At 61.9% G+C, this 24,758-nt stretch carries 25 protein-coding genes, 1 pseudogene and 1 riboswitch; of the genes and pseudogenes, 16 read left to right on the top strand and 10 right to left on the bottom strand.

Annotated elements, in window-relative coordinates:
• Positions 1 to 147: 147 nt before the first annotated feature.
• The 6 genes and pseudogenes from HXX25_RS14130 to HXX25_RS00565 all read right to left on the bottom strand — a co-directional run bounded on the left by HXX25_RS14130 (position 148) and on the right by HXX25_RS00565 (position 2,966).
• Positions 148 to 384, bottom strand: a complete 237-nt coding sequence (locus tag HXX25_RS14130; protein ID WP_233346747.1) for a hypothetical protein — start codon at positions 382 to 384, stop codon at positions 148 to 150.
• Positions 356 to 631: a phosphomethylpyrimidine synthase ThiC gene (locus tag HXX25_RS14125; RefSeq protein ID WP_370543742.1), complete on the bottom strand. Its 276-nt coding sequence runs from the start codon at positions 629 to 631 to the stop codon at positions 356 to 358. Before HXX25_RS14125 ends, HXX25_RS14130 begins: the two co-directional genes overlap by 29 nt.
• A gap of 125 nt (positions 632 to 756) precedes the next feature.
• Positions 757 to 1,490, bottom strand: a pseudogene (locus HXX25_RS14210) (phosphomethylpyrimidine synthase ThiC).
• Complete coding sequence (locus HXX25_RS14115) at positions 1,487 to 2,113, bottom strand: phosphomethylpyrimidine synthase ThiC (RefSeq protein WP_304607831.1); 627 nt, start codon at positions 2,111 to 2,113, stop codon at positions 1,487 to 1,489. The pseudogene HXX25_RS14210 and the gene HXX25_RS14115 overlap by 4 nt, the downstream one beginning before the upstream one ends.
• 26 nt (positions 2,114 to 2,139) lie before the next feature.
• Positions 2,140 to 2,589 carry a hypothetical protein gene (locus HXX25_RS00570; RefSeq protein ID WP_187166508.1) on the bottom strand — a complete coding sequence of 150 codons (450 nt, stop codon included), beginning with the start codon at positions 2,587 to 2,589 and terminating at the stop codon, positions 2,140 to 2,142.
• Positions 2,586 to 2,966: an MmcQ/YjbR family DNA-binding protein gene (locus HXX25_RS00565; protein WP_187166506.1), complete on the bottom strand. Its 381-nt coding sequence runs from the start codon at positions 2,964 to 2,966 to the stop codon at positions 2,586 to 2,588. Before HXX25_RS00565 ends, HXX25_RS00570 begins: the two co-directional genes overlap by 4 nt.
• Positions 2,965 to 3,068, bottom strand: a riboswitch (TPP riboswitch). It overlaps the preceding gene by 2 nt.
• An 81-nt stretch (positions 3,069 to 3,149) precedes the next feature.
• On the opposite strand from HXX25_RS00565, the gene HXX25_RS00560 reads away from it, so the two are divergent.
• The gene (locus tag HXX25_RS00560; RefSeq protein ID WP_187166505.1) at positions 3,150 to 4,271 is read left to right on the top strand and encodes an acyltransferase; all 1,122 of its coding nucleotides are present in this window, start codon (positions 3,150 to 3,152) and stop codon (positions 4,269 to 4,271) included.
• 1 nt (position 4,272) lies between these two features.
• Here HXX25_RS00560 and HXX25_RS00555 read toward each other — a convergent pair whose 3' ends face one another.
• The gene (locus HXX25_RS00555) at positions 4,273 to 5,562 is read right to left on the bottom strand and encodes an adenylosuccinate synthase (RefSeq protein ID WP_187166503.1); all 1,290 of its coding nucleotides are present in this window, start codon (positions 5,560 to 5,562) and stop codon (positions 4,273 to 4,275) included.
• Positions 5,563 to 5,667: 105 nt separating this feature from the next.
• Between HXX25_RS00555 and HXX25_RS00550 the strand changes: the two genes are divergently transcribed.
• Positions 5,668 to 6,213, top strand: coding sequence for a hypothetical protein (locus HXX25_RS00550; protein ID WP_187166501.1), 546 nt, complete (start codon positions 5,668 to 5,670; stop codon positions 6,211 to 6,213).
• A gap of 106 nt (positions 6,214 to 6,319) precedes the next feature.
• Here the strand turns inward: HXX25_RS00550 and HXX25_RS00545 are convergent, their stop codons facing one another.
• Positions 6,320 to 6,892: an acyloxyacyl hydrolase gene (locus HXX25_RS00545; RefSeq protein ID WP_187166499.1), complete on the bottom strand. Its 573-nt coding sequence runs from the start codon at positions 6,890 to 6,892 to the stop codon at positions 6,320 to 6,322.
• 74 nt (positions 6,893 to 6,966) lie between these two features.
• Complete coding sequence (locus HXX25_RS00540) at positions 6,967 to 8,136, bottom strand: phosphoserine transaminase (RefSeq protein ID WP_187166497.1); 1,170 nt, start codon at positions 8,134 to 8,136, stop codon at positions 6,967 to 6,969.
• A 122-nt stretch (positions 8,137 to 8,258) separates the two neighbouring features.
• Here HXX25_RS00540 and HXX25_RS00535 point away from each other — a divergent pair, with 122 nt between their 5' ends.
• Both HXX25_RS00535 and HXX25_RS00530 read left to right on the top strand, forming a co-directional pair.
• Positions 8,259 to 9,398, top strand: coding sequence for an aminotransferase class V-fold PLP-dependent enzyme (locus HXX25_RS00535; protein ID WP_233346745.1), 1,140 nt, complete (start codon positions 8,259 to 8,261; stop codon positions 9,396 to 9,398).
• Positions 9,395 to 10,297: a DMT family transporter gene (locus HXX25_RS00530; RefSeq protein ID WP_187166491.1), complete on the top strand. Its 903-nt coding sequence runs from the start codon at positions 9,395 to 9,397 to the stop codon at positions 10,295 to 10,297. The genes HXX25_RS00535 and HXX25_RS00530 overlap by 4 nt, the downstream gene beginning before the upstream one ends.
• Here HXX25_RS00530 and thiD read toward each other — a convergent pair.
• Positions 10,273 to 11,073: a bifunctional hydroxymethylpyrimidine kinase/phosphomethylpyrimidine kinase gene (gene thiD / locus HXX25_RS00525; RefSeq protein WP_187166490.1), complete on the bottom strand. Its 801-nt coding sequence runs from the start codon at positions 11,071 to 11,073 to the stop codon at positions 10,273 to 10,275. The two genes, HXX25_RS00530 and thiD, sit on opposite strands and share 25 nt — an antisense overlap.
• A 304-nt stretch (positions 11,074 to 11,377) precedes the next feature.
• On the opposite strand from thiD, the gene HXX25_RS00520 reads away from it, so the two are divergent.
• The 12 genes from HXX25_RS00520 to HXX25_RS00465 all read left to right on the top strand — a co-directional run bounded on the left by HXX25_RS00520 (position 11,378) and on the right by HXX25_RS00465 (position 24,717).
• Positions 11,378 to 13,141 carry an ABC transporter ATP-binding protein gene (locus tag HXX25_RS00520; RefSeq protein ID WP_187166488.1) on the top strand — a complete coding sequence of 588 codons (1,764 nt, stop codon included), beginning with the start codon at positions 11,378 to 11,380 and terminating at the stop codon, positions 13,139 to 13,141.
• A 93-nt stretch (positions 13,142 to 13,234) separates the two neighbouring features.
• The gene (locus HXX25_RS00515; RefSeq protein WP_187166486.1) at positions 13,235 to 14,482 is read left to right on the top strand and encodes a hypothetical protein; all 1,248 of its coding nucleotides are present in this window, start codon (positions 13,235 to 13,237) and stop codon (positions 14,480 to 14,482) included.
• A 122-nt stretch (positions 14,483 to 14,604) separates the two neighbouring features.
• Positions 14,605 to 16,473, top strand: coding sequence for a tetratricopeptide repeat protein (locus HXX25_RS00510; protein WP_187166485.1), 1,869 nt, complete (start codon positions 14,605 to 14,607; stop codon positions 16,471 to 16,473).
• The gene (locus tag HXX25_RS00505) at positions 16,470 to 18,317 is read left to right on the top strand and encodes a tetratricopeptide repeat protein (protein WP_187166484.1); all 1,848 of its coding nucleotides are present in this window, start codon (positions 16,470 to 16,472) and stop codon (positions 18,315 to 18,317) included. Before HXX25_RS00510 ends, HXX25_RS00505 begins: the two co-directional genes overlap by 4 nt.
• Positions 18,314 to 20,149 (top strand): hypothetical protein, encoded by a 1,836-nt coding sequence (locus HXX25_RS00500; protein WP_187166483.1) that lies wholly within the window; start codon positions 18,314 to 18,316, stop codon positions 20,147 to 20,149. The genes HXX25_RS00505 and HXX25_RS00500 overlap by 4 nt, the downstream gene beginning before the upstream one ends.
• Positions 20,150 to 20,255: 106 nt before the next feature.
• Positions 20,256 to 21,008 carry a hypothetical protein gene (locus HXX25_RS00495; protein ID WP_187166482.1) on the top strand — a complete coding sequence of 251 codons (753 nt, stop codon included), beginning with the start codon at positions 20,256 to 20,258 and terminating at the stop codon, positions 21,006 to 21,008.
• Positions 21,005 to 21,763: a hypothetical protein gene (locus HXX25_RS00490; protein WP_187166481.1), complete on the top strand. Its 759-nt coding sequence runs from the start codon at positions 21,005 to 21,007 to the stop codon at positions 21,761 to 21,763. The genes HXX25_RS00495 and HXX25_RS00490 overlap by 4 nt, the downstream gene beginning before the upstream one ends.
• Positions 21,760 to 22,488, top strand: coding sequence for a hypothetical protein (locus tag HXX25_RS00485; protein ID WP_187166480.1), 729 nt, complete (start codon positions 21,760 to 21,762; stop codon positions 22,486 to 22,488). The genes HXX25_RS00490 and HXX25_RS00485 overlap by 4 nt, the downstream gene beginning before the upstream one ends.
• Positions 22,485 to 23,225 (top strand): hypothetical protein, encoded by a 741-nt coding sequence (locus HXX25_RS00480; protein WP_187166472.1) that lies wholly within the window; start codon positions 22,485 to 22,487, stop codon positions 23,223 to 23,225. The genes HXX25_RS00485 and HXX25_RS00480 overlap by 4 nt, the downstream gene beginning before the upstream one ends.
• On the top strand, positions 23,222 to 23,674 hold the full coding sequence (locus tag HXX25_RS00475; RefSeq protein ID WP_187166471.1) for a hypothetical protein: 453 nt from the start codon (positions 23,222 to 23,224) through the stop codon (positions 23,672 to 23,674). The genes HXX25_RS00480 and HXX25_RS00475 overlap by 4 nt, the downstream gene beginning before the upstream one ends.
• A 6-nt stretch (positions 23,675 to 23,680) precedes the next feature.
• On the top strand, positions 23,681 to 23,974 hold the full coding sequence (locus tag HXX25_RS00470; RefSeq protein ID WP_187166470.1) for a hypothetical protein: 294 nt from the start codon (positions 23,681 to 23,683) through the stop codon (positions 23,972 to 23,974).
• A complete protein-coding gene (locus HXX25_RS00465; RefSeq protein ID WP_187166469.1) occupies positions 23,971 to 24,717 on the top strand; it encodes a hypothetical protein in 747 nt (248 codons plus the stop codon). The genes HXX25_RS00470 and HXX25_RS00465 overlap by 4 nt, the downstream gene beginning before the upstream one ends.
• Positions 24,718 to 24,758 lie beyond the last annotated feature (41 nt).

The following is a 24,758-nucleotide window of genomic DNA, read 5'->3' as shown; positions in this document are numbered from 1 at the left end:
CTGCACGGCGGCGAAGCTGACGGCTGGTTGGCGCAGGGCGTGCCAGTTGAGAAGGCGCAACTGGGTCCCTGCTTTCGCAGGGATGACGTGTTTGGGTTCGTTGCCCGCCCCTGCCGGGGCCTTCGAATCTCGGATTGATCCCCCGGATCAATCCGCCGACTTCGCCGGCCGCTCCTCAGCCAGATAAATCTCGCCGCCCTTTTCGTTGAATTCGCGGGCCTTTTCCGCCATGCGCTGTTCGATGTCGGTTGGCGTGATGTCCGATCCTTCGAGGCTCGCATTCGCTCGCACCTCAGGATGAGGTGGGTGGGTCTCGGCTTCATCGACCGAGTTCGGCGCCCGCGCACTCCCGAACTCATCCCTGATTTCCTGCGTGATCTTCATAGAGCAGAATTTGGGTCCGCACATGGAGCAAAAGTGGGCGGTCTTGGCGGATTCCTTTCGGCAAGGTCTCGTCGTGGTATTTGCGGGCGGTGTCGGGGTCCAGCCCGAGGTTGAACTGGTCTTCCCAGCGGAACTCGAACCGGGCCTTGTGACAGGGCGTTGTCGCGAATCTGGGCGCCGGCGGATGCCCTTTGGCCAGGTCGGCTGCGTGGGCGGCGATCTTGTAGGTAATGATGCCGTCCTTCACGTCCTGACGGTTCGGGCAGGCCCAGGTGCTCCTTGGGCGTGACGTAGCAGAGCATGGCACAGCCGTACCAACCGATCATGGCGGCCCCGATGGCCGGAGGTGATGTGGTCATAGCCGGGGCGATGTCAGGTGATCAGAGGCCCCAGGGTGTAGAAAGGCGCTTCGTGGCAGCATTCGAGCTGCTTGTCCATATTGGCCTTGACCTTGATGCATCGGGCACATGGCCGGGCCCTCAATCATGCACCCGACAGCCGTCGTGTTTCCAGGCGATTTTGGTCAGTTCACCCAGGGTTTCGCAGCTCGCCGAACTGAGCCGCGTCGTTAGCGTCGGCAATCGAGCCGGGCCGCAGGCCGTCGCCAAGGCTGAAGCTGACATCATAGGCCTTCATAATTTCGCAGATCTCGGCGAAGTGCTCGTACAGGAAGCTTTCCTTGTGGTGAGCCAGGCACCACTTGGCCATGATCGAGCCGCCCGGGAGACGATGCCGGTCACGCGTTTGGCCGTCATCGGCACGAAGGGCAGGCGCACGCCGGCGTGGATGGTGAAATAGTCCACGCCCTGTTCGGCCTGTTCGATCAGCGTGTCGCGGAACACCTCCCACGTCAGGTCCTCGGCCATGCCATTCGACCTTTCCAGCGCCTGATAGATGGGCACGGTGCCGATGGGCACGGATGAGTTGCGGATGATCCAGTCGCGGATGTTGTGGATGTTCCGGCCGGTCGACAGGTCCATGACGTTGTCGGCGCCCCAGCGGGTGGCCCAGACCAGCTTGTCGACCTCGTCATCGACCGAGCTGAGAACGGCCGAGTTGCCGATGTTGGCGTTGATCTTCACCAGGAAGTTGCGGCCGATGATCATCGGCTCGACCTCGGGTGGTTGATATTGGCCGGGATGATGGCGCGGCCGCGGGCGATCTCGTCGCGGACAAATTCCGGGGTGACGAATTCCGGCACGGACGCGCCGAAGCTTTCACCATCGGCGAGGTTTTTCGCGGCATCGGGCAGAGCGTGTGTGCGGCCGAGATTTTCGCGCTCGGCGGCGTAGATCATTTCGTCGGTGATGATGCCGGCGCGGGCGAATTCGAACTGAGTGACGGGGGCCGAGCCCGTGGCCTTGAGCGGCTTGTGCCGAACCGGAAACGCCCGGGCGAGATATTTGCCGGTGGCCCCGCCATTATCCAGCGGGGTGGGCTCGCGGCCCTCATGCGCCTCAACCCCGCCGCGCGCCAAGATGCGCTCGGTGCGCCAGCGCGGCAGGCCCGCCTCGACGTCGATGGCCGCATCCGGATCGGCATAGGGGCCGGACGTGTCATAGACGCGGACCGGTGGCTCCATTGCCGTCGGGTGCAGCTCGATCTCGCGGTGCGGCACGGACAGGTGCGGCGCGGCTTTCGGGTGTGAATAGACCCGCGATGAACCCGGCAGCGGCCCGGTGGTGACTTTCGGCGTCTCGAAGGCGTTCTGGTTTGTGGGCTTGTTCATGGGTGTCTTTCTTTTCGGGATTAGCGTCAGCCCTGCACGGCCCAGCGAACATTGGGGCTGAGCAGGGTGAGGCTGTTATCGTCATTCACGCGCACCTGGAGCCGGTACATGGCTGTGACATCGCGGCGCTCTTCCTCGTCGGCTTCGGGATTCGGCGCGGTCAGGGTGAGCGTGCAGTCATAGCTGGCGGGCTCGTCCTGCGGCGTGCAGTCGGAATCGGCGGTGATGCCCTCGCGCAATTCGGGCACATACCAGTAGACCAGCGCGGTGTCCGGCGCCGGCTCTCCCGTCGACCAGTCGGACGGGACGAGGTTGTCGGCTTCCGCCAGCAGCAGGGCGTTGAGCGATTCGGGATCAAGCGCCATCTGTTCCGCCGTAACGCCGGGGACGGACGCGCCGTCCGGTGCATCCACTTCACTGGGGCTGCACGCGGCGAGGAGCAGTGCGGTCAGCATTATTGTGGGAACGTGTTTCATGCCTTCATCTCCTGATCGAGGAATCCCAGTTCGCCTTGCAGCTTCTTCGTCAGCCCCGTGCCAACGATGCGATAGCTCTCGGCGAGATAATCTTTCAGATCCGCATCCGAGAGGGTCTTCTTGCCGGTGCGCTGGATCCATTTCATGCCGCGCGAGGCGAGATAGGGCGCGGGGCGGCAGCCGGGCTGTTCGCTGAGGATTTCAAAGGAGGTGTCAGAGGTCTTGAAGGAGACGCAGAACGCGGCCTCATCCTCATTCCAGCCGCCGACGGTGAAGACCTTGCCGCCGATCTTCCAGACCGAGGCATTGCCCCATTGCACCACATGGGTGGTGTGCGGCAGGCCGCGGCAATACTCATCGAATTCCTCGCGCGTCATCGCGTCTCTACTCCATCCCGCCGCCGGCATGACCCGGATCCGGTTGTTAAGGGTAAAGTCTCAGCCCGCGCAGAATCGCATGGGGCACCCCCTGGACGCCGTCACCCTCGCAGAGACGTTCGACGGGAGCAAGGGCGCGGTCCGTTTCTTGCGGTGGAAATCCGGTTGGATCGGAGGCGCGAGATGCGCGTATCAAACTGGACCGGAATGTTGTTTGCCGGCACGCACGGGCGGCTGGAAGACCGTGCCAATAACTTCACCGCCCTTCGCACTGCCTTTGCCTTTCTGGTGCTGGCGGGCCATGCCATCATGTTGCCCATCGGCCTGCCGATCACAGGCGCCTTCCCGGAATTCGTCGACGGCGCGGTGCAGTTTGCGCTCGACGGCTTCTTCATCCTCTCCGGCTACATGATCGCCGCCAGCCTGATGCGTTCGCGCGATATGACCCGATTTGCGCTGGCGCGGATATTCCGGATTTTCCCGGGCCTAATCGCGGCGATGCTGATCCTCTGGCTGGCCGTCGGGCCGCTCTTTTCCACCCTGCCGCTGGCCGAATACTGGAGCCGGCCGGACACCCTGCTCTTTCCCTTCCTGATCGTCGGCCAGGCCGATCCGCAAGCCAGCCTGCCGGGTGTGTTTGCCACCCATCCGCTGACCGACATGAATGGCCCGCTGTGGACGATCCGCTATGAATTGCTGGCCTATCTGGCCGCCGGAATACTGGCTGCCATCGGCCTGTTCCGGAACAAGTGGGGCATTCTGGCGATCTTCGCCGCAGCGGCGATGCTGTCGGATTTTGAATTGCTGATGCCCTATGAAGGCATGGGCGAAGGCACGCTGTTTGCCGCGGCGCGCTTTGGCGGGGCCTTCATGACCGGGGCGGTGATGTATGCCTGGCGCGACCGCATTCCGCTGGCACCGGGCTGGGCGGTGATGCTGATCGGTTTCGCCTTCATTCTGCGCGACACACCGGCCGCGATGATCTCCGGCCAGATCGCCATGGCCTATGTCACGCTCTGGGCCGGCTATCTGATGATCCCAGGCAAGACCGGCAAAGCCATCCGCGACGTCGAGGACATTTCCTACGGCGTCTATATCCTGCACTGGCCCATCGGCCAGATGACGCTGGCGCTGTTTCCGGGCGCGGGTGCCGCTTTCCTGTTTGCCGTCATGGTGCCCGGTGCAACGATCAGTGGCTGGCTGATGCGGGTGGCGGTCGAAAAACCGGCGCTGGCGTGGAAGTCGCGGATGCAGCGCAAGGCCCAGGCCCGGCGGACGCTGCTGACGTCCGCCGCGACAGGCTGACCTAACCCCGGAAGGGGTCGGTGACGAGGATGACATCCTCGCGCTCGGGGCTGGTGGACAGCATGGCCACCGGCACGCCGATCAGCTCCTCCACCCGGCGCACATACTTGACCGCAGCGGCCGGAAGCTGGCCCCATTCGCGGGCGCCGAATGTGGAGTCCGACCAGCCTTCAATGGTCTCGTACACCGGCCTGGCGCGCGCCTGCAGGCCTCGTTCCGGCGGCAGGCGATCATAGCGCTCGCCATCAATCTCGTAGGCGATGCAGATTTTCAATTCATCAAAGCCATCTAGCACATCCAGCTTGGTGAGCACGACGCCATCCAGCCCGCCCACGGTAACGGCCTGACGGACCAGCACGGCATCAAACCAGCCGCAGCGGCGCTGGCGTCCGGTCACGACGCCGAATTCACGGCCCTTTTCACCCAGCTTCTGGCCGATTTCGTCTTTCAGTTCGGTCGGGAAAGGCCCCTCGCCCACGCGGGTCGTGTAGGCCTTCACAATGCCGAGGCCATAGCCGGCTGATTTCGGTCCGACGCCGGTTCCGGCGGATGCCTGGCCGGCCACTGTGTTGGACGAGGTCACATAGGGATAGGTGCCGTGGTCGACATCCAGCATGGCGCCTTGCGCGCCTTCGAACAGGATTTTCCTGTCCTCGCGGATCGCCTGATCCAGATCACGCCACACCGGGGACATATAGGGCAGGATGACGGGGGCGATCTCTTCCAGAGCGGCCACCAGCTCTCCGGTTTCATATTCCGGCTGGCCGAGGCCTTTGCGGATGGCATTGTGGTGGTGCAGCAGGTCTTTGACCTTGGCTGGCAAGGAAGCCGGATCGGCGAGATCACAGACCCGGATGGAGCGGCGGCCGACCTTGTCCTCATACGCGGGGCCGATGCCGCGGCGTGTGGTGCCGATGGCCATGCCGTCATCGCGGTTCTCGCGTAGCGCATCGAGCTCGCGATGCACCGGGAGAATGAGGCTGGCCGTTTCGGAAATCCTGACGAGGTCCGGGGTGATGTGCACGCCCTGGTCTTCCAGCCGCTGCTTCTCGTCCCGGAAGGCCCAGGGGTCGACGACCACGCCATTGCCGATGACGGAGAGCTTTCCGCGCACCACGCCGGACGGGAAAAGCGACAGCTTGTAGACGGCCTCGCCGACGACCAGCGTATGGCCGGCATTATGTCCGCCCTGGAAACGCGCCACGACATCCGCGCGATGCGAGAGCCAGTCGACAATCTTGCCCTTGCCCTCATCTCCCCATTGCGCGCCGACGACGGTCACATTGGCCATTCACATCTCTCCACACAGGTCGAATTGTCTCACGGTAATGTGAGACGCCAAGCGCGGTCTATCAGCCTAGTCTCCGTTCTGGAAGCCTGCTTTACGGAAGGGGAGATGATGTTACGCAAGCTGATAATCCTGGCCAGCCTTCTGGCCCTGTATCCTGCCACCGCCGCAGCCCAGAACCCGCCACCTGGATGTGATTCCATGGAAAGCCGCACTGATTTCGACTTCTGGGTGGGCGAGTGGAATGTCTATGGCCCGGCTGGAGAATTTGCCGGCACCAATTCCATCCGGAAGACTCAAGGCGGATGTCTGATCGAGGAACACTGGTCGGGTGCCAGCGGATCTTCGGGTTTTTCGATGAATTATTATGATCCGCTTCAGGATGCCTGGCGTCAGGTGTGGATGAGCGCCGGGGCCTATATCGATTATACGGGCGAGCTGAACGGGGATGGCGCCATGTTCCTCGAAGGTGGAATATTCTATCATCAGAACGGCAACCGCGCGCCATTTCGTGGCCTCTGGACGCCAAATGACGATGGAAGCGTGACACAGCATTTCACACAGTATAATGCTGAAACCGAAAGTTGGGATGTCTGGTTTACGGGCCGTTATGTCCGGCAGGAAGATGATCCGAACACGCATTCCGGCGAGTAGGACTCCCGGTCCCTTTGTCTGTCCTCCCGGAATGCGTTGCGCCGCTGATCCACCCCCGGATCAGCGGCGCTCCTGCATCCGGATCGGGCAAAGCAACGTTGCCGGACTAGCGCTGGCCCCAGCGATATCCGAAGCGGATACCGGCATTGTCGAGCGCCTGATTGCGCCCGCTGCCGAGAATCTGGCCATGCGAGATGTGCTCGTAATAGGCCGCGACCGTGATCTGGTCGGAAAATTCGTAATTCAGCGCGAATGTCGTGTGAAAGAGAATGTGCTCGCCCATCAATGACCGCGTGGTGGCCAGACGGATGCGGTTCGGATCGCTCGGCGGGGCGGTGCGGTCGATATCGCGCACGCCGTCATTATAGGACAGGCCGAAAGCGGGCTGGAAAGACAGGTTCTCGGTAATATTGAAATCCCATTCGAGACCGGCGCCGCCGAAATTGGTCAATTCATTGGTATTGAACGACCCGTAGACATAGGGGCGCGGCGTCCAGATCAGGCTCAAGGCCTCGATCTGCGGGCCGACAAGACCGACGGTGATATTGGGGCCATCCTCGACATGATCGGAGAGGTCATGGGCGGTCACGCCCAGACGAAATTCCCATTCATGATCTGCCGCCAATACCGGCGCAGACAATAGCGCTGCGCCCATTGCAGCGAGAACACATGTTTTCATGAACCTATCCCCTACCTGATCACGCCAGTCCGGCGTTGGCCTTCAGTCTAGAACGCGTTGCGCCTCACGCAAAGCTACATTTCGGCGCGCGCCTCGGCATAGGCCCAGTCCAGCCACGGGCCGAGCGCGGCGACATCATCGGCCTCGACCGTGGGTCCACACCAGATGCGCAAGCCGGCCGGTGCCGACGGGTGCGGATTGACATCCAGCGCCGCATTCTCGCGTTCCAGAAGCGCGACCATCTTGCGGGTCAGTTGCCATTGCGTTTCCTGATCCAGGGCTGCGATATCGGGTTCGGCGAACTTCAGCGTGACCGAGACCGGTGAGCGCGTGGCCGCGTCTGTGCAGAGCCAGTCAATCCAGCCGGTACGTTCCACCCATGCGGTCAGCGCGGCGAAATTCCTGTCTACCCGGCCAATGAGCGCCGGGAGTCCGCCTTCGCGCGCCGCCCATCTGAGCGACATGAGATAGTCCTCGAAACAGAGCAATGACGGCGTGTTCACCGTCTTGCCGTCAAAGATTTCTTCCAGAACGCCGGTGCGTTCCGCATTGTGCAGCTGGAGAATGCGCGGCACGGGCCAGGCCGGACGATGCTGCGCCAGCCGCTCGATAGCGCGCGGCCCGAGAATGATCATGCCGTGCTGGGCCTCGCCGCCAAGGGATTTCTGCCAGGAATAGGTCAGGACATCGATCTTCGACCAGTCGAGCTCCATGGCAAAGGCTGCCGATGTGGCGTCGACAATGGTGAGGCCCTCACGGGTCTCGGAAATCCAGTCCGTATTCGGGATCCGCGCGCCCGATGCTGTGGCATTCCAGGTGAAGATGATGTCGCGCGATGGATCAGCCTGGCTGAAATCGGGCGTGTTGCCGCTATCGGCTTCGAAAATCCGCAAATCTTCCAGTTTCAGCTCGTCGCGCGCATCCTTGGTCCAGCGCCCGCCGAAGATATCCCAGGCAAAGACATCCACGCCGCGCGGGCCCAGGAGCGACCACATGGCGGCTTCCATGGCACCGGTATCGGACCCGGCCACCATCGAGACCCTGTAATCCGCCGGGCATTCCAGCAGAGCGGCCGTGCGCTCATAGGCTTCGACGATGCGCTGGCGCGGGCCGTTGGCGCGGTGGCTGCGTCCCAGCATGCCATTGGCCAGCTGATCTGCGGACCAGCCCGGATGCTTTTTGGTCGGGCCGCAGGAAAAGCGCGGATCAAAAGGGCGCAAATGCGGTTTCGAATATTCGGTCATGGCGAGTCCCGGCGTTTTTTCCGGCCTAGCCCCGCCACATACGGACGGTCAATTCGCAAACTGTTTCAGACCGGGGGTTTTGGTGATTTGACCTGACGGATTGGCCAGTCCACATCGCGAGCATGAATTCTGAAACGCTTCGCCCGCTCTTCGACCTGCCGCGTGATCTGGCTTATCTCAATTGCGCCTATATGGGTCCGATGCCCCGCTTCGCGGCGAATGCGGGACAGACCGCCTATGACCAGCGCCAACGCCCGTGGGAGCTGGACATTCAGGACCGGTTTTTTGACCAGCCAGAAGCGCTGCGGGCCGAGGCGGCAAAACTGTTCGGCGCAGCCGCAGATGATATCGCGCTGATTCCGGCGGCGAGCTATGGCCTCGCCATTGCCGCGCGAAACCTGCCGCTGAGCACCGGTCAGGAGATTCTGGCGCTGGACGGGCAGTTTCCCTCCAATGTCTATATCTGGCGCGAGAAAGCGGCGCAGAGCGGCGCTACAATGAAGACCGTGACGCGCTCGGCCAATGAGAGCTGGACCGAGGCCGTGCTGGCGGCGATCGGGCCGCAAACCGCCATCGCCGCCCTGCCGGAAGTCCACTGGGCCGATGGCGGCCGTGTCGATCTGAAGGCGGTCTCGGACAAGCTGCGCGCGCACGGCGCAAAACTGGTCCTTGATCTGACCCAGTCACTGGGAACCGCGCCGTTTGATCTCGCGGCCATCCGGCCCGATTTTGCGATTGCCGCAGGTTATAAATGGCTGCTGGGGCCCTATACGATGGGCTATGGCTATATCGCGCCGGAACACCAGTCCGGCATCCCGCTGGAAGAGGGCTGGATTGTCCGCGAAGGCGCCGAGGATTTCGCGCGACTGGTCGACTATGCCGACCGCCATGCGCCGGGCGCGCGACGATTCGATATGGGCGAACGGTCGGGCTTTCAGCTGGTGCCGGCCGCGCTGGAATCCCTTAAATGGCTGAACGGGCTCGGACTGGACACGCTTCGTGATGGCCTGCTGGCGCGCACGACAGACATTGAGGATGCGGTCCGGCCTTATGGCGCGCATTGCGATACACCGGATCGCGGCGGCCATTATCTGTGTCTGGCCTTGCCGGATCACGCGCCGAAAGACCTCGCCAGACGCCTGATGGCGCGAGGCGTGTCCGTTTCGCAGCGCGGTGATCGCCTGCGGGTGACGCCGCACCTCTATACCGATGGCGCCGACATTGATCGCTTTGCGTCGGCCATAAAGGCCGAACTGGCGTGAGTGATCCCCAGCACCCGCGCTGGCAGGACTGGACGCTATTGCTTTTTCTGGCGGCATTGTGGGGCACCGCATTCATCTTCATCCGCTTTTCGCTGGACAGTCTGCCGCCGGCGGCCCTGTCGTTTTCCCGGCTGACGATTGCCGCTATCCTGGTGACGGTCTTTGCCTATGCGCGCGGACATCGCCTGCCACCGCTCTCCGATCCGCGCTGGAAATTCTTTATTTTCCTCGGATTTTTCGGAAACGCCCTGCCCTTCTTCCTGATCCCGCTGGGACAGACGCAATTGCCGTCCGCGCTGGCCGGTATCCTGCTGGCGATCATGCCCTTGTCCACGGTCGCGCTGGCGCATTTCTTCGCCAATGAGAAGATTACCGGATGGAAGCTGGCCGGTTTCGCCGTCGGCTTCACCGGGGCGGTCATCCTGATCGGTCCGGCGGCTCTGGCAGGTCTGGGTGGTCCGACCTTTCTGGCCCAGCTGGCCATAGTCGGCGCGGCCCTCTCCTATGCCCTCAACGCCACCATGACGCGGCGCGCACCGCCGACGCATCCCGCCATTCTGGCGTCCGGCGCGCTGATCTGTTCCTCGATCTGGGGGGCGCCGTTCGGCATCTGGCAACTGGCGGTGAACGATCTTCCGGCCACGGTCACCGGATGGGGATCTCTCGTCTGGCTGGCCGTGGGGCCGACAGCGCTGGCGACCGTGCTCTATGTCGGCCTGATCGCGCGCGCCGGGGCCGGCTTCATGTCACTGGTCAATTATCTGGTGCCGATTGTCGCGCTCTTCACCGGCCTCGCTTTCGGGGAAGCCATCGGCTGGAATGCCTATCTCGGCCTTGTGATCATATTGGCCGGCATCGCGCTGGCGCGGCGGACTCAGCGATCCACGACCCAGGCATGATGGACCGGACCATGACCGGTGCCAAAACCGGGCGCACGGCGGATCGCCTCTGAAAGATAGCTGCCGGCCGCGTCAATCGCACCCGGCAAGGATGCGCCTTTCGCCAGTCCGGCGGCAATCGCCGAGGCCAGCGTGCAGCCCGTGCCGTGAGTGTTTCTTGTGTCCTGCCGTTCGGTCTCGAACACACGTGTCATGTCCGCGGTGACGAGAACGTCGTTGATGACGGGACCGGACAGATGTCCGCCCTTGACCAGCGCGGCGGCTGCACCGGCGGCGACCAGCGCCTTGCCGGCGTCGGCCTGGTCCTGCGTGGTGGAAACCGTCAGTCCGGTGAGCCTTTCCGCTTCAGGTGCGTTGGGTGTGATCAGGGCGGCGCGCGGCAGAAGACGGTCGCGGATTGCAGACACGGCCGCATCGCTGACCAGCTGATCGCCGGAGGTGGCCACCATGACGGGATCCAGCACGAGCGGGATATCGGGATAATCGGCGAGAAGATCTGCCACGGCTTCGACGAGTCCGGGCGTGCCGAGCATGCCGGTCTTGATAACATCCGCGCCGATATCATCGAGCACGGCGCGGGCCTGCGCGATGACCATATCCACCGGCACAGGGTGGACGCCGGTGACGCCGAGCGTGTTCTGGACCGTGATGGCGGTAATGGCGGTTGCCGCATAGCCGCCCAGCGCGGTCACCGTCTTGATGTCGGCCTGGATGCCCGCACCGCCGCCAGAATCCGATCCCGCGATGATCAGGACACGCCCTTTGAATTGACTCATATTGCCCTCCGGCCACACCCAGTGTGACCTCAATGCCGCGCTTTCGCGCCAAAGGCGATTTGCGGCGCACCTTTTTCTGGCCCTCGCCGTTATGCGCGTGTAAGAGCCGCTTCCCCAGACAGTCATTGGAGCGCGTTTCAGACCCATGCACAAGATTCGACTTTAGAAGGCGGCTGATCGATCGCCTCTTGCCGGACGATCCCGCGTCGATGCCTCGCATCACGCCAGACCGGTTTTCCCGCGATCCCCTCCACCTTTAAAGACCGAAACAGCATGAGGCGGACAGATTTTGTCCGATTCTGAAATGACCCAGCCTACTTCCCGCGCCCCGCGCATTCTCTCCAGCCTTGCCGTCATCGGCTTTCTGTTCAAGCAGTGGTCGCGCCGTCCGTGGTTCTTCGCGGCGCTGGTCGCGTTCACCATTATTGCGACCTGCGCCGACGTCTTCATCCCGATCGCGGCCGGCGCCCTGATCGATGCGCTCAACAGCGGTTCAGGCGAGCACTGGCCCGCCTATGCGGCCTTTATCGGGCTAGCGGCGATGGTGAATCTGTTCCGCCAGATCGCCGTGCGCTTCGAAGTGCGTTTCTCCTCGGCCAACATGGCCGACATGGTCTCGGAGGCCTTTGCCAAGGTGCAGCGCTTCTCGCTGGACTGGCACGCCAATACCTTTGCCGGCTCGGTGGTCCGCAAGGTGACGCGCGGCATGTGGGCCTATGACACGATCACCGCGACCATGTGGTTCGGTCTGTTTCCGTCGATCTTCGTGATGTACGGGCTGGGCGTGTACATGCTGACCCAGTGGTGGATGGTGGGCGCGTTCTCGCTCGGCGTGACGACGCTGTTTGTCGCCGCGACCGTGTGGGCGGCCAACAGCTATATCCGGCCGCAAAACATCAAGTCCAATGCCATTGATTCCGAGCTGGGTGGCGCGGTCGCCGATGCGATTGGCGGTATTGCGACGGTGAAAAGCTTTGGCGCGGAAGCGCGCGAGGATGACCGTTTTTCCGCCCTCGCCTGGCGCTGGCGGGCGGAGGTCAAGAAGACCTGGCTGCGCTTTGTAAATACCTGGCTGATCCAGATTGTCGCCATTCTCGGCCTGCAGGCCGGATTGACGGGGCTTCTGATCAATATGTGGATGGCGGACCGGGCCAGCCCCGGCGATGTCGTCTTTGCGATCACCGCCTTCATGATGATGGCCGGTTATATGCGCCGCTTTGGCGAGGAAGTTCAGAACGTGCAACGGGGCCTGGACGAGATTCAGGATATTGCCGGGTTTGATCAATTGCCGGTCCAGATCGCCGATGCGCCGGATGCGCCGGACTTTGCGCCGGGCCGGGGCGAGATCGTCTTTGATCAGGTCGGCTTTGCCTATGAGAACCAGAAGCGCCGCCTCTATGACGGTTTCTCCCTGCGCATCGCGCCGGGTGAGCGTGTGGCGCTGGTCGGGCCGACCGGGTCGGGCAAGTCGACCTTCGTCAAACTGCTGCAGCGCCTTTATGATGTGCAGGCGGGCGGCGTGGTGATTGACGGTCAGGATGTCCGTTCGGTGACACAGGCGAGCCTGCGGCAGGCGGTGGCGCTGGTGCCCCAGGATCCGGCCCTCTTCCACCGGACGATTGCCGAGAATATCGCCTATGCCCGGCCCGATGCCTCGCGGGAGGAGGTCGAGGCGGCCGCCCGGCGCGCCAATGCCCATGACTTCGTCGAGCGTCTGCCGGACGGCTATGACACGCTGGTTGGCGAGCGCGGGGTGAAGCTGTCGGGCGGGGAACGCCAGCGCGTGGCAATTGCCCGGGCGATCCTGTCAGATGCGCCGATCCTGATCTTTGACGAGGCAACCTCCAGCCTCGACAACGAGACGGAGCGGGACGTTCAGGCGGCGCTGGAAAGCGCGACGCAGGACAAGACGACGATTGTCATTGCGCACCGCCTGTCGACCATTCGCGATGCCGACCGGATACTGGTCTTTGACCGGGGCCGGATCGTCGAACAGGGCACGCATGACGAGCTCGCGGCTCAGGGCGATGGCCTCTATGCCCGGCTGGCGGCCCTGGCCGCCGCCTAGAGGTGCGCGGCACCGGCGGATTGGATGTTTCTTGCATCCAATCCGCCGAATGGCCGCATCCTTGTCCAAAAGAACAGACAAGGTAGTCGATTGATGAACATTCTTTCCATGGCAGCAGGTGCCGCATTTTTGATCACGTCGGCCGCGAATGCCCAGTATGGCGAGCCAATCTATCATTATCAGGGCGAGATGGAGGCGCAGACCGAAACCGGCTTTATCGATCTCGACTGGGATATCCGGATTCTGGATCCCGACCAGCAAATGGTGACCTTCCTGCTGAGCTCCGCTCTCGGAAATGTCGAGGTGAGCGGCGATGTCGCCAATTTCCAGATTGCTCCGCAAGGCCCGTTCAACGCTATCGTCATCCAGCTGGACGAGGCTCGCGGCGACGCCCCCCGGCATATCGAACTGACCTATGATGGTGTCCTTTTCCCCGAGCCCATGGACACGGACATCAATGATATTTCACCCGACCGGGTGGAATTGTCGGTCGACGGATTCTGGCTGCCGATTGATGCCAGCTTCCAGGGCTTCTTTACGGCGGACCTCACGATTGATGTCGGCGCGGCCTGGTCCGGCATCGCCAATGGCGATGTGGTGGAAAGGCCTACCGGTGTCCGCGTCATCAATACCGAGCCGTCGCTCGATATTGCCTTCACACTGGCACCGTCATTCCGCACCACGCATCATGACGGTTTTTCCCTGCATGATCTGCGAGATAACAATGACGGCTCTGACGTGCTGATCTCCGCCGCCGCCTATTGTGTGGATTATCTGAACGGGCTCTATGGCGGCATGGATCGCCTGCCGCATATCAATTTCACGATCAATCGACGGTCCGGCAGCGCCTATAATCGGCGCAGCTATATTTCGCTGACCGATATTTCTGACACCGAAGCGGAAACCATGACGCAATTCCTGTGTCACGAATTGTCCCATCACTGGAGCTTCGGCGCGAATTTCAACACCGTCGAGAACTGGCTGAATGAATCCTTCGCCGAATATATCGGCAATATGGCGGTGCGGGAACACTTCGGCGAAGCGGTGTTTCTTGATCGCATGAATCTCTTTGCCTCGCAGATAGAGGGACAGGCCCTGCCGGCTATCTGGGTGCCGGGCGCGACGGACCGCGGTCCTTATCTGGTCAATTACCGGGCCGGGCCGGTCGCCTTGTGGGAACTGGAAACCTATCTGGGCCGTCCGGCCTTCAACCACTTCATCACTCGCTACATGGTCGATGGCATCGATACGACACCGGATCTGTTGGCGATGCTGGAGGAGATTTCCGGCCGCGAGGCGCGCGACTGGTTCGAAGACCGTCTGGCACAGACCGGGCACTGATGCCGTCCACCCCGGCCATTGCAGTCTTCCTGCCAGTTCTGCGCGAGCCTAAACCCCTCTAACTAAAGGGTCGTTTTCCCCTGCGGCGTGTGCTAGATCCGGTGCAGGGGAGACGACCGGGTATGACTTCATTCTTATCTGAGCTGCGCCGCCGGAACGTTTTCCGCGTTGCCGCCGCCTATCTGGTGGTGGGCTGGATCGTCATGCAGGTCGTTGCCACTATTGGCAGCGCCGCCGGTTTGCCGGACTGGGCTGACAGCCTGGCCCTCATCATTCTGGTCTCCGGTTTTCCGGTGATCCTGTTTATCGCCTGGGCATTTGAACTGACGCCCGAGGGCCTGAAGACGACCGGTGCCGCCGAGCCGGATGAAGGCTTCCGGCCCCTGGGCCCCAGTGATTATGTGCTGATCGCCAGTGTCATCGTGGTGGCCGGCGTGGCCGGGCTGCAAATGCTGAGGCCCGCGGAAAGTGTCAACCTTCCGGTCGCCGCGAACACGGAAGCGGAATCGTCGACGCAGACGCCCACAACCGTTCTGGCATCGGCAAATTCAATCGCGGTCCTGCCCTTTGCCGATCTGTCCCCGGAGGGCGACCAAGCCTATTTCGGCGATGGCATCGCGGAAGAAATACTCAATGTGCTGACCCGGGTCGATGGCCTGCACGTCGCCTCGCGTACGTCGGCCTTCCAGTTCCGCGGTGACGAGCTGGGTATTCCCGCCATCGCACAGGAGTTGAATGTCCGGCACATACTGGAAGGCTCGGTCCGAAAAGCCGGCAATACGCTGCGGATCACCGCCCAGCTGATCGACTCCGAAGACGATCGGCATTTGTGGTCGCACACATTCGACCGTCCGCTGACAGCGGAAAACATCTTTGCCATTCAGGACGAGATTGCGACTGAAATCGTTTCCGCGCTGAGCGAAGCGCTGGGGATTCCGGCACCAGAGATCCAGGTCGCGGCCGGAACGGAAAATCTCGGTGCCTATGAACTCTTCCTGCGGGGCCAGGCGATTTTTCACAGTCGATCCGCGGACAATGTTCCAGAAGGGATTGATCTGTTTGAACGCGCTGTGGCCGCGGATCCGGACTTTGCACGCGGTTGGGCGGGGCTCGCCGCGATGTATAGCGTCAGTGAAGCATGGCTGGGGCCATCAGACGAACGCGACTTCGATGCGCTCGCCCTTGCCGCAGCAAATCGGGCCACAGCTCTCGATCCGGATCTGGCGCTGCCGTATTCGGTGCGCGGCCGGTTTCACACCACAGAAGGACGCTGGACCGACGCAATCGTTCAGCTGAATGACGGGATCAGCCGCGATCCGACCAGTGCCGATTCGTGGTATTTCAGGGGTTACGTCTGGTTGATCTCCGGGTTTTTCGATGCCGCCGCTGCCGATTTTGAAACCTGTCTGGAGCGTGATCCGGCTTATGCTATTTGCCGTCGGCACCTGGCCTTCGCCGAACTCTATCGAGGCCATACCGACCGGGCACTGGAGCTTTACGAGCAGGGAATTCTGGTACGGCAAAACGCCATTAACTCAACCATGGTTCCGGTCTATTTCGCAATTGGCGACCAGTCTGCTGCAATCCTCAATCTGGCTTATGCACTGGAGAGAAACGGGGCAGGTTTCTATCTCGAGGCGAGGTATCGCTTTCAAACCGATTTCAGCCTGTCGAATGAAGCGGTCAACCAGATGCTCCGCACCGCCTATCTGCGTGAGAATGGATCTCTTGACGGCTTCACGAACCTGTTCGGCGGCTATGAACGGCCTATTCCGACCCTTAACAGCCATGGCGCTGTCTGGAGCCCATTCGAGCCGGATCGATTCCGGCCGGCCAGCCGCGACGCCTTTCTGGCGGCACGGCGGGCTGTCATAATCGAAATGCGATTGCCGGCATTCTGGCGCGAGCACGGCTATCCCGCGCAATGCCATGCCGTTGGACGTGATGATTTCGAGTGCGGCTGGATTGATGATCCCGAGATTGTGCGATGAACCACCTGCTCGCCGAACTTCGTCGCCGTAATGTCTTCCGCGTCGCGGTCGCCTACCTCGTCGCAGGATGGCTGATCCTGCAGGTCATCGCTCTCATTGCAGAACCGCTGGGTCTGCCGGACTGGACCGATACGTTGGTCATCGTTCTGATCGGCATCGCCTTCCCCATTGCGCTAATCCTCGCCTGGGCCTTCGAGGTCACGCCCGACGGCGTCAAACTGACGGCGGCTGTTCCGGAAGATCAGAGCATCGCCGGCAAGACCGCCCGGCGGCTGGACTATGTCATCGCGGGCGGCATCGTGGTGCTGATCGGGGCCATCATCTGGCAGCAAGTAGCCCGTCCGCAAGCGGCCACCGCTCCTGAACTCGCGGCGCGGGCGGAGGCAGGTGAAGGCGCATCCGTCGCCGTCCTGCCCTTTGCCGACATGAGCCCCGATAGCGATCAGGCCTATTTCGCCGACGGCATTTCCGAAGAAATCCTGAATGTGCTCGTTCGTATTCCCGGCCTGCAGGTCGCGGGGCGAACCTCCAGTTTTGCCTATCGGGGTCAGGATCAGGATTTGCGCGAAATCGGCAACGCGCTTGACGTGTCTCATGTCCTGGAAGGCAGTGTCCGGCGGTCGGGCACCCGGCTGCGCATCACAGCCCAACTGATCCGCTCCGCCGACGGTTTCCATATCTGGTCAGAAACCTATGACCGGGAAATCGCCGATATTTTTGACATACAGGACGACATTGCCGGAGCGGTTGCCGATGAGCTCGCCACTTCGCTGGGGCTCGACACGGGTGCGGTCAGTGTTGCCCGAACCTCTGATCTGGCCGCCTATGAATCCTTCCTTCATGCCCGGCAGCTCTTTCGAGAGCGCGGTCAGGCCAATCTTGAACTCGCCGCTGCCATGCTGACCGAAACGCTGGCGCGCGACCCGGAATACGGGCCCGGCTGGACTCTGTTGGCTGGTGTTTATGGGGTGATGCCCTATTACCGTCAGGGCAACAACGAAGCTGCGCCCGAGCTTCGGGTGAGATGGAATTCCCTGGCCATAGAGACGGCGCGCCGGGCGATTGCAATCAATCCGGCCGACGCCCAGGCCCATGCCTTTCTTGGATCGGCGCTGGCCGAGAACTGGAACTGGATCGAGGGGCTGGACATGCTGGACCGGGCCGTGGCCCTGGCTCCCAATGATCCCGACGTCCTCGACACGGCCGCACAGATACTCGGAAAGGTGGGGTATGCAGCGGAGGCGTTGGAGCTCTCCGAGCATGCGGTCGCGCTGGACCCGCAGGCGGCAATTTACCGCAACACGTTGGGAAACCTGCTCGCCTTACAGGGCCGGTTCGAGGAAGCTGACGCGCAATTCCGTGCCGCAAAGGACATCGACCCGGGTTTGCGCTTCCCCTATGCCAACCTGATGTGGAGCCGTGCCAGAGCCGGGGACATGGCCGGAACCCAGTCCGCGCTCACCGCCATGCTCAACCGCGGCCACCCGGCTCCGGCAGATGAGGATTTGATCGAGCGCTTCATCGCTGCGCAAAACCTGGCAGAGATGCAACCGCTTGCCGCGGAAAGCCGGGGTTTTATCCGCACCCTGTATGCCTTGCTGGCGTCCGACATGGAGTATTATTTCTCGCAGACCCCGGTCGAGGCCGCCGACGACCGGCCCAGCAATTGGGCGACCTTCAACCCGTTCTGGCAAACTTTCCGCGGCGAAATGTACGCCAATGCACGATGGAAAGCCTGGGTCCGCCGTGGGGACCTGGATGATCTCTGGAGGGCGCGCGGCTTCCCGCCGCAATGCCGGCCCGTTGGCGAGGATGATTTTGCGTGCGATTGGCCGGACGAATGACACGCTTTCTCACAGAACTCCGGCGGCGGAATGTGTTCCGCGTTGCGGCAGGCTATCTCGTGGCTGGCTGGATCGTCATGCAGGTGGTGGCGACGATTGGCACAGCGGCGGGATTGCCGGATTGGACCGACAGCCTGGCGCTCATCATACTGGTCGCGGGATTTCCGGTCGTAATATTCATTGCCTGGGCGTTCGAGCTGACACCCGAAGGCCTGAAGAAGACCGAGGACGTCGAGGCACCGTCAGGGTTCAAGCCGCTGGGTCCGAGTGATTATGTGCTGATCGCCGCTGTTCTGGTGGTCCTCGGCATTGGCGGGGCGCAGCTGGTCCGAGGTCCGGGCGGAGACGCAGGCGATGGCACTCCGGATATGGCAGACGCTGTGCCTGTGCCGGACAGTCCGGACGTCTCCGATTCCTCCATTGCGGTGCTGCCCTTTGCGGACCTGTCACCTGCGGGCGATCAGCAATATTTCTCTGACGGCATTGCCGAAGAAATCCTGAATGTGCTCGTGCGCATTGACGGGCTGGACGTCGCCTCGCGCACCTCCGCCTTCCAGTATCGCGGCGAGGATTATTCCATTCCCGAGATCGCGGACGGGCTGAGCGTACGACATATCCTTGAAGGATCGGTCCGCCGCGATGGCGAAACGGTGCGGATTACCGCCCAGCTGATTGATGCGCGCGACGACCGGCATCTCTGGTCGGAGACCTATGACCGCCCGCTGACCGCCGGGGCGATCTTTGCGGTTCAGGATGAAATCGCGACCGCCATCGTCGAAGCGCTACGGGCCTTTCTCGACGAGACGGCCCCCGCGCCGGTGATCGCCGTCGAGGCCGTGACCGATGATGTCGACGCCTATACGCTCTATCTGGAGGCGCGGGCCCTTTATCTCGGCCGCCGCGATCTTGACCGGGTCATGGACTTGCTCGACCAGGCCATTGCCCGCGACCCCGGTTTTGCGCAGGCCTATGCCATCCGCGCCGGTGCCACGCATTTGCTGCCGGATTACAGTGAGACCGCCCGCTCCAGGGAGGATCTGAACGCCGAGGCGAGGCGGTTTGCAGGCGACGCCCTGGATATTGATCCGGAGAATGCCACCGCCATCGCCGTGCTCGCCAATACACGGGCGCAGGAATCCCGTCTTCTGGGGACATGGGCGGATTATTCGGACATCATTGCCCAGTATACCCGTGCACTGGACATTGACCCGCATGACGGATCGGCGCGCAACTGGCGCGGGCTCACCTATTTCAACATGGGCTATCTGGAGTTGGCGCTCGCCGATTTTCAGGCCTGCCTGGAACAGGAACCCCGTTATGCGCCGTGCGCCGAGAATCATTACGATACGCTTTATGCCCTTGGCCGAACCGGGGAGGCATTGGCAGCCTACCAGGAGTCGCTGTTCGCCGGCCTCGTTACGGGCGAATGGTCCAATTTCGGGATGCTGGCCCATTTCCGCAAGGACATCGCCTTTGCCCATGCCCTGAACCAGTCGTCTGTCCTGCAGCGCTATCCCCGCATTGGCGAGATCTACGACGCGTATCTGAATCTGGACGAAGACCATTCCGATCTGGGCGAAGATGCCTGGAGATATGCGGCCAGCATTGGTAATGACACGAACCCTCTGGTCCCGGTTTTATTGCTGGCGATCGATCCGGCCGCCACCAACGCATATCCTTTCACCCAATGGCAGCCGGAATTGCGCGCGTGGCGCCAATCCGGGAGTTTCAAAAACGGCATGCGCGAGAGGGGCATTCTCGACTATTGGCGCGAACACGGCTTCCCGCTGCAATGCCGTCCCGTTGGCGAAGATGATTTCGAATGTGAATAGTTCACAGGGGATCGGACCGGCGCCGGTTCCGGGTAAAGGCCGGGCTCTATTCCCCTTTCCCTTTTCACGCGCGCGCTGCTAGCTTTCCCGCGGGGAGATTAAGGGGATGATCCTTCAAAGGATAAGCAGAGCCATCCGCGAACAGAACTGGTTCGCGGTTTCACTTGAATTCGTCATCGTGATTGCCGGTGTTGTGATCGGTTTTCAGATCACTGCGTGGAATGCGGCGCGGGCAGAACGGTCGACCGAGGCCGAAATCATGGCACGCCTTCATGACGACATTGCTAGCGTCGGCAATGCGCGCTGGGACTGGGCGGCCGACCGCACCGCCACTCGCGAACTGTTACTCTCGGCCAGCCACAAATTGTTCGGCGATGATCTGTCTGACCTGTCTCCATCAGAATGTAATGCGCTGGCTCAGTCACATGTTTTCAATTCGCCATCGCTGGCCTTGCCGATTCTGGCGGAGCTGGAATCGACCGGCGACCTGGATCTGATCAGAAGCGAAAGAATTCGAACTGCCGTCACCGCGAATTTTCTGGCGACCGCATGGTCGTCGGAGATGGATACCGCTCTCAATCACGAGGTTTTCAATCTATCGGCGAGACATCCCGATTATTTTTATTTCGTGGTCCCGGATGACGCTGACAACTGGAATCCGATCTTCGACGGGTCGGCGCGCTGCGATACGGATGGCATGCGAAATGATCGTCGATTCCTCAACGAACTCGCGGATAATATTTCCAAATCGGGCTTCTTTGAGTTTGCGGTTCTCAGTGGACCAAATGACAGTTTCCTTGCCCTCCATGAAGCCGTCGATGTCGAGCTGGGCATAGTGCACGAGGAAGAAGCGCCATGATCCTCGCCCGCCTTTCCTCCGCCATCCGGACCCAGAACTGGTTTGCCGTGGCGCTCGAATTCGTCATCGTTATCGCGGGCGTGGTGATCGGCTTTCAGATCAGTGCGTGGAACGAGGCGCGGTCGGAGCGCTCTGAGGAGGTCGGCTATTTGCTGGCGCTCACGGACGATGTGAGGCTCTCGCGGGCCAGTCTCGAAAGGCTGAACGGGCTATTGGCCAGTCAGCAATCGGCGCTTGAAACGCTGTATGACGTTCATCTTGGTCAATCCGACCCGGATCCCGAAGAGATGGCAGGCTTGATGCAGCGCGGTCTGTTCTTTCTGTCCGCATTGCGTGTCAACGAGACCACATTCGACACGCTCGTCGGATCGGGCCGGCTCAATCTGATTGGCGACCCTGAGCTTATGGCGGCGCTCCAGGCGCTCGACAGCGCCTATGAAGTCACGCGGATCACCATCGATAACGAGTATCAGGTCACCTACCGGTTTTCCGATCCGTTACTGATCGAGTTCGTGGATATGGGGCCGATTTTCCTGCCGCAACAAAACCGGGGCTCGATACCCTGGCTGCAGCCGGGCGAGCCGCTGACGATGGATGCGTCCCTTCTGACCGATCGCCGGTTTGGAAACGCCGTGCTTTACCGCGCCTATTTCAGCAGCCAGGTCAAAGACCATGTAGAAGGGCTGATTGCTGACCTGCAGGTGATAGACCGGCGCGTTCATGAGCGTCTCGATGAACTCGGATACGCCCCATGATCCTCGACAACCTCTCCCGCGCCTTAAAGACCCAGAACTGGCTCGCCGCCGGGGTGGAGTTCGTCATCGTCATTGCCGGGGTCGTGATCGGCTTTCAAGTCAATGCGTGGGCGCAAGCGCGTGAGCTGCGAGGGCGCGAGGAACAGTACCTCGTCGAGCTGCTCTCCGACTTTCGCGCGATGACGGACGCGTTGGAGCGTATGGAAGCCAACACAAGGTACGAGGCCGATCTTGCCGAGGCGATCGACGTGCTGCGGTCCTGCCCGCCGGACGAGGCGGCGTGGGCCCCCGTGAGGCAGGCACTCGCCCGTCATCGCATGCGCACCCAGATTTTTGTGGTCGACGGGACTTATGAGGAAATGGTCGCAAGCGGCGCACTCGCCCGGCTTGAAGACACCGCGTTGAAGGCGCAGATCAAATACACCTACTCGCTTCTGAACAATAATGTGCGCGTATCGAGCGCGGCAAATGCGGCGCTGGCGGAGCGTGCAAGCGCCGTTATCATCGGCGTCGTCCCGTTCGCACCTGATCCGAACAGCCTGTTCCAGGTCTCCGTGGAGCCTGGATTCGAGTTCCAGTCCTTGTGCGATCACCTGGAGCTGAATAACGCCGTGCTCGACCTTTGGCACGCCACCCGGAGCCGAGAGCGCATACACGCCGGTGTCCTGGAGGTGATGCGGGAGACCGAAGGGATGCTCGCCGCCCGCGTGGAGACCACACCATGATCCTCGACAACCTCTCCCGCGCGCTGAAGACCCAGAACTGGCTCGCCGCCGGGGTGGAGTTCGTCATCGTCATCGCGGGCGTGGTGATCGGCTTTCAGATCAATGCGTTGAATGAGGGCCGCCAGGCGCGCCATCTTGAGGCCGAATATCTCTACCGGCTGGAAGTCGAGCTGACGGCGGTGATCGAAGACCTGAACGACGCGCAGCGCGCAATCGATGCCTATTTCAACTGGATCGGGCTTTTCCTCGAGGGCGTCGAGGAAGGGGATCGGGACCAGGCGCAGGCGGGGTCCTGGGGCCTGAATGCGATCACCGATGTTGAAATGATCAATCTGGAGCCCGCCAGCTTGCGCGAAATGATCAGCGCGGGTGATTTGACGATCATACAAAACAGGGCGTTGCGCTCGGACCTGGCTTCAATCCCCCAATTGCAGAGCCGGTCGCAGGCCTCGCTGCAGCAGATGGCCGCTGACCTGACGCCGGTTGCCTTCGAGATTTCACGTCAGTTCGAAGCCCGGCTCGAGGACGTGGCGGACTTCTCGGCGGGCGGGTACGACCAGCACACCATCCAGTTCGATTTCGACGCGGTTTCGCAGAACGAAGTCTTCCTGAACAGGGTGAATTACGCCGCCCTGCAGAACCGGTTCCAGGCGGCCCATTTCGTGCGGTACCGAAGCGAAATCGAAGCGATCCGGGAGCGGGTGCGCAGCGAAATCGAAATGCGGGGCTTCGGATGATCCTTCAGAACATCTCACGCGCGATCCGCGAGCAGAACTACTACGCCGTGGCGCTGGAATTCGTCATCGTCATCGCGGGCGTCGTGATCGGCTTTCAGGTGACGGCGTGGAATAGCGCGCGTCAGGAGCGCGTGGATGAAGCCGCCTTTCTCGCGCGCTTGCACGCCGATATCGAACTGGCGGAAAGCCTGAGCCAACGTGTCCGCGAGCGCCGCCTCCAGCGTATCGGCGAGATTGTCGAGGCCATCGACATCCTGTTCGGGCGATCCGACGCCGACGCACTGACGGACACGCAGTGTGCAGCACTGGGCGCGTCACACTATTACGACATCTATACGGCCGACCTTGCCGCCTTTACCGAGCTGACGAGCATCGGCCGGGTCGGAATTCTGCGCGATGCCGAACTGCGCCGGGCTCTGGTTCAATACGAGCAGGTCCGCACGAGATAGCACCAATTGATAACGCTCCTTACCGCAGAAGGCATTGCCTTACCGCAAATCTTCCCGGACCTGATCTCGGTCTCTGCCCAGCATGACGCGTCAAGCGATGAAGTCCGTAACCAAACTTCCTGCGATCTTGGCGGCATGCGCGCCAACCGGCATTTTCTCAACGCCGTGTCGGCCAATGCGGATGCCTATGATGCCTATGTGCGGGACGGGTTACGGCCCTGGAGTGACCAGCTCACCCAGCTTCATCGCCAAATCGATCTGATTCTGGACATTGATCATGCCAACGAGACCGCCCCATGATCCTCGCCCGCCTCACCCAAGCCATCCGGACGCAGAACTGGTTCGCCGTGGCGCTCGAATTCGTCATCGTCATCGCCGGTGTGGTCATCGGCTTTCAGGTGACAGCGTGGAATGCGGAGCGCGGTGAACGCGAACTGGAGCTGCGCTATCTGGAACGCTTGACGGAGTCCGTTGCCGCCGATGCGGATGAATTCGCAGACGCCGCAAATCTGGCCGCACAACGTGGCGGACAGGCCCGCCAGATTCTGGCGGCGCTGGACGACCCGTCACAGGCGAGCACCCATCCGGACGCCTTCCTGCTCGGCATCGTCACCGCCGCCTATACCTATACGCCAAATGTCGATCGCATTGCCTATGACGAGATGATCAATCGCGGGCATATCGGCCTTATCCGCAACGAGGACGTCCGGTCACAGATCGCCGCCTATTATCGACGCCTCGAAGTGCGATCCCAATGGGATTACATGCGCGCGCATGTACAGACGCGCTACATGACGCTGCGCGCCGGGGTGCTGACGCCTGCGCAGGAACGCCTGCAATCGGAACCGGCCACGGCCGGGCGGTATTCAGCGGAGGATGTCGAGATTGCCATGGCAAGGATTGCGGACCGGCCGGAGATGATCGCCTGGCTGCCGACCGTCGAGTTCTGGCAACAATACAATGAGGACACCTATACCGCCGCGACCGCGCAGGCCCATGCCTTGCAAGCGATATTGCAGGCCGAACGGGAGCGCCTGGAATGATCCTCGCCCACCTGCGCTCCGCCGCGATCTGCCCGCCGGAA

The organism is Hyphobacterium sp. CCMP332, from assembly GCF_014323565.1.
GTDB lineage: Bacteria > Pseudomonadota > Alphaproteobacteria > Caulobacterales > Maricaulaceae > Hyphobacterium.
Note: the sequence above shows the minus strand (reverse complement) of the source record. Positions and strands in the feature narration are given on the sequence as shown.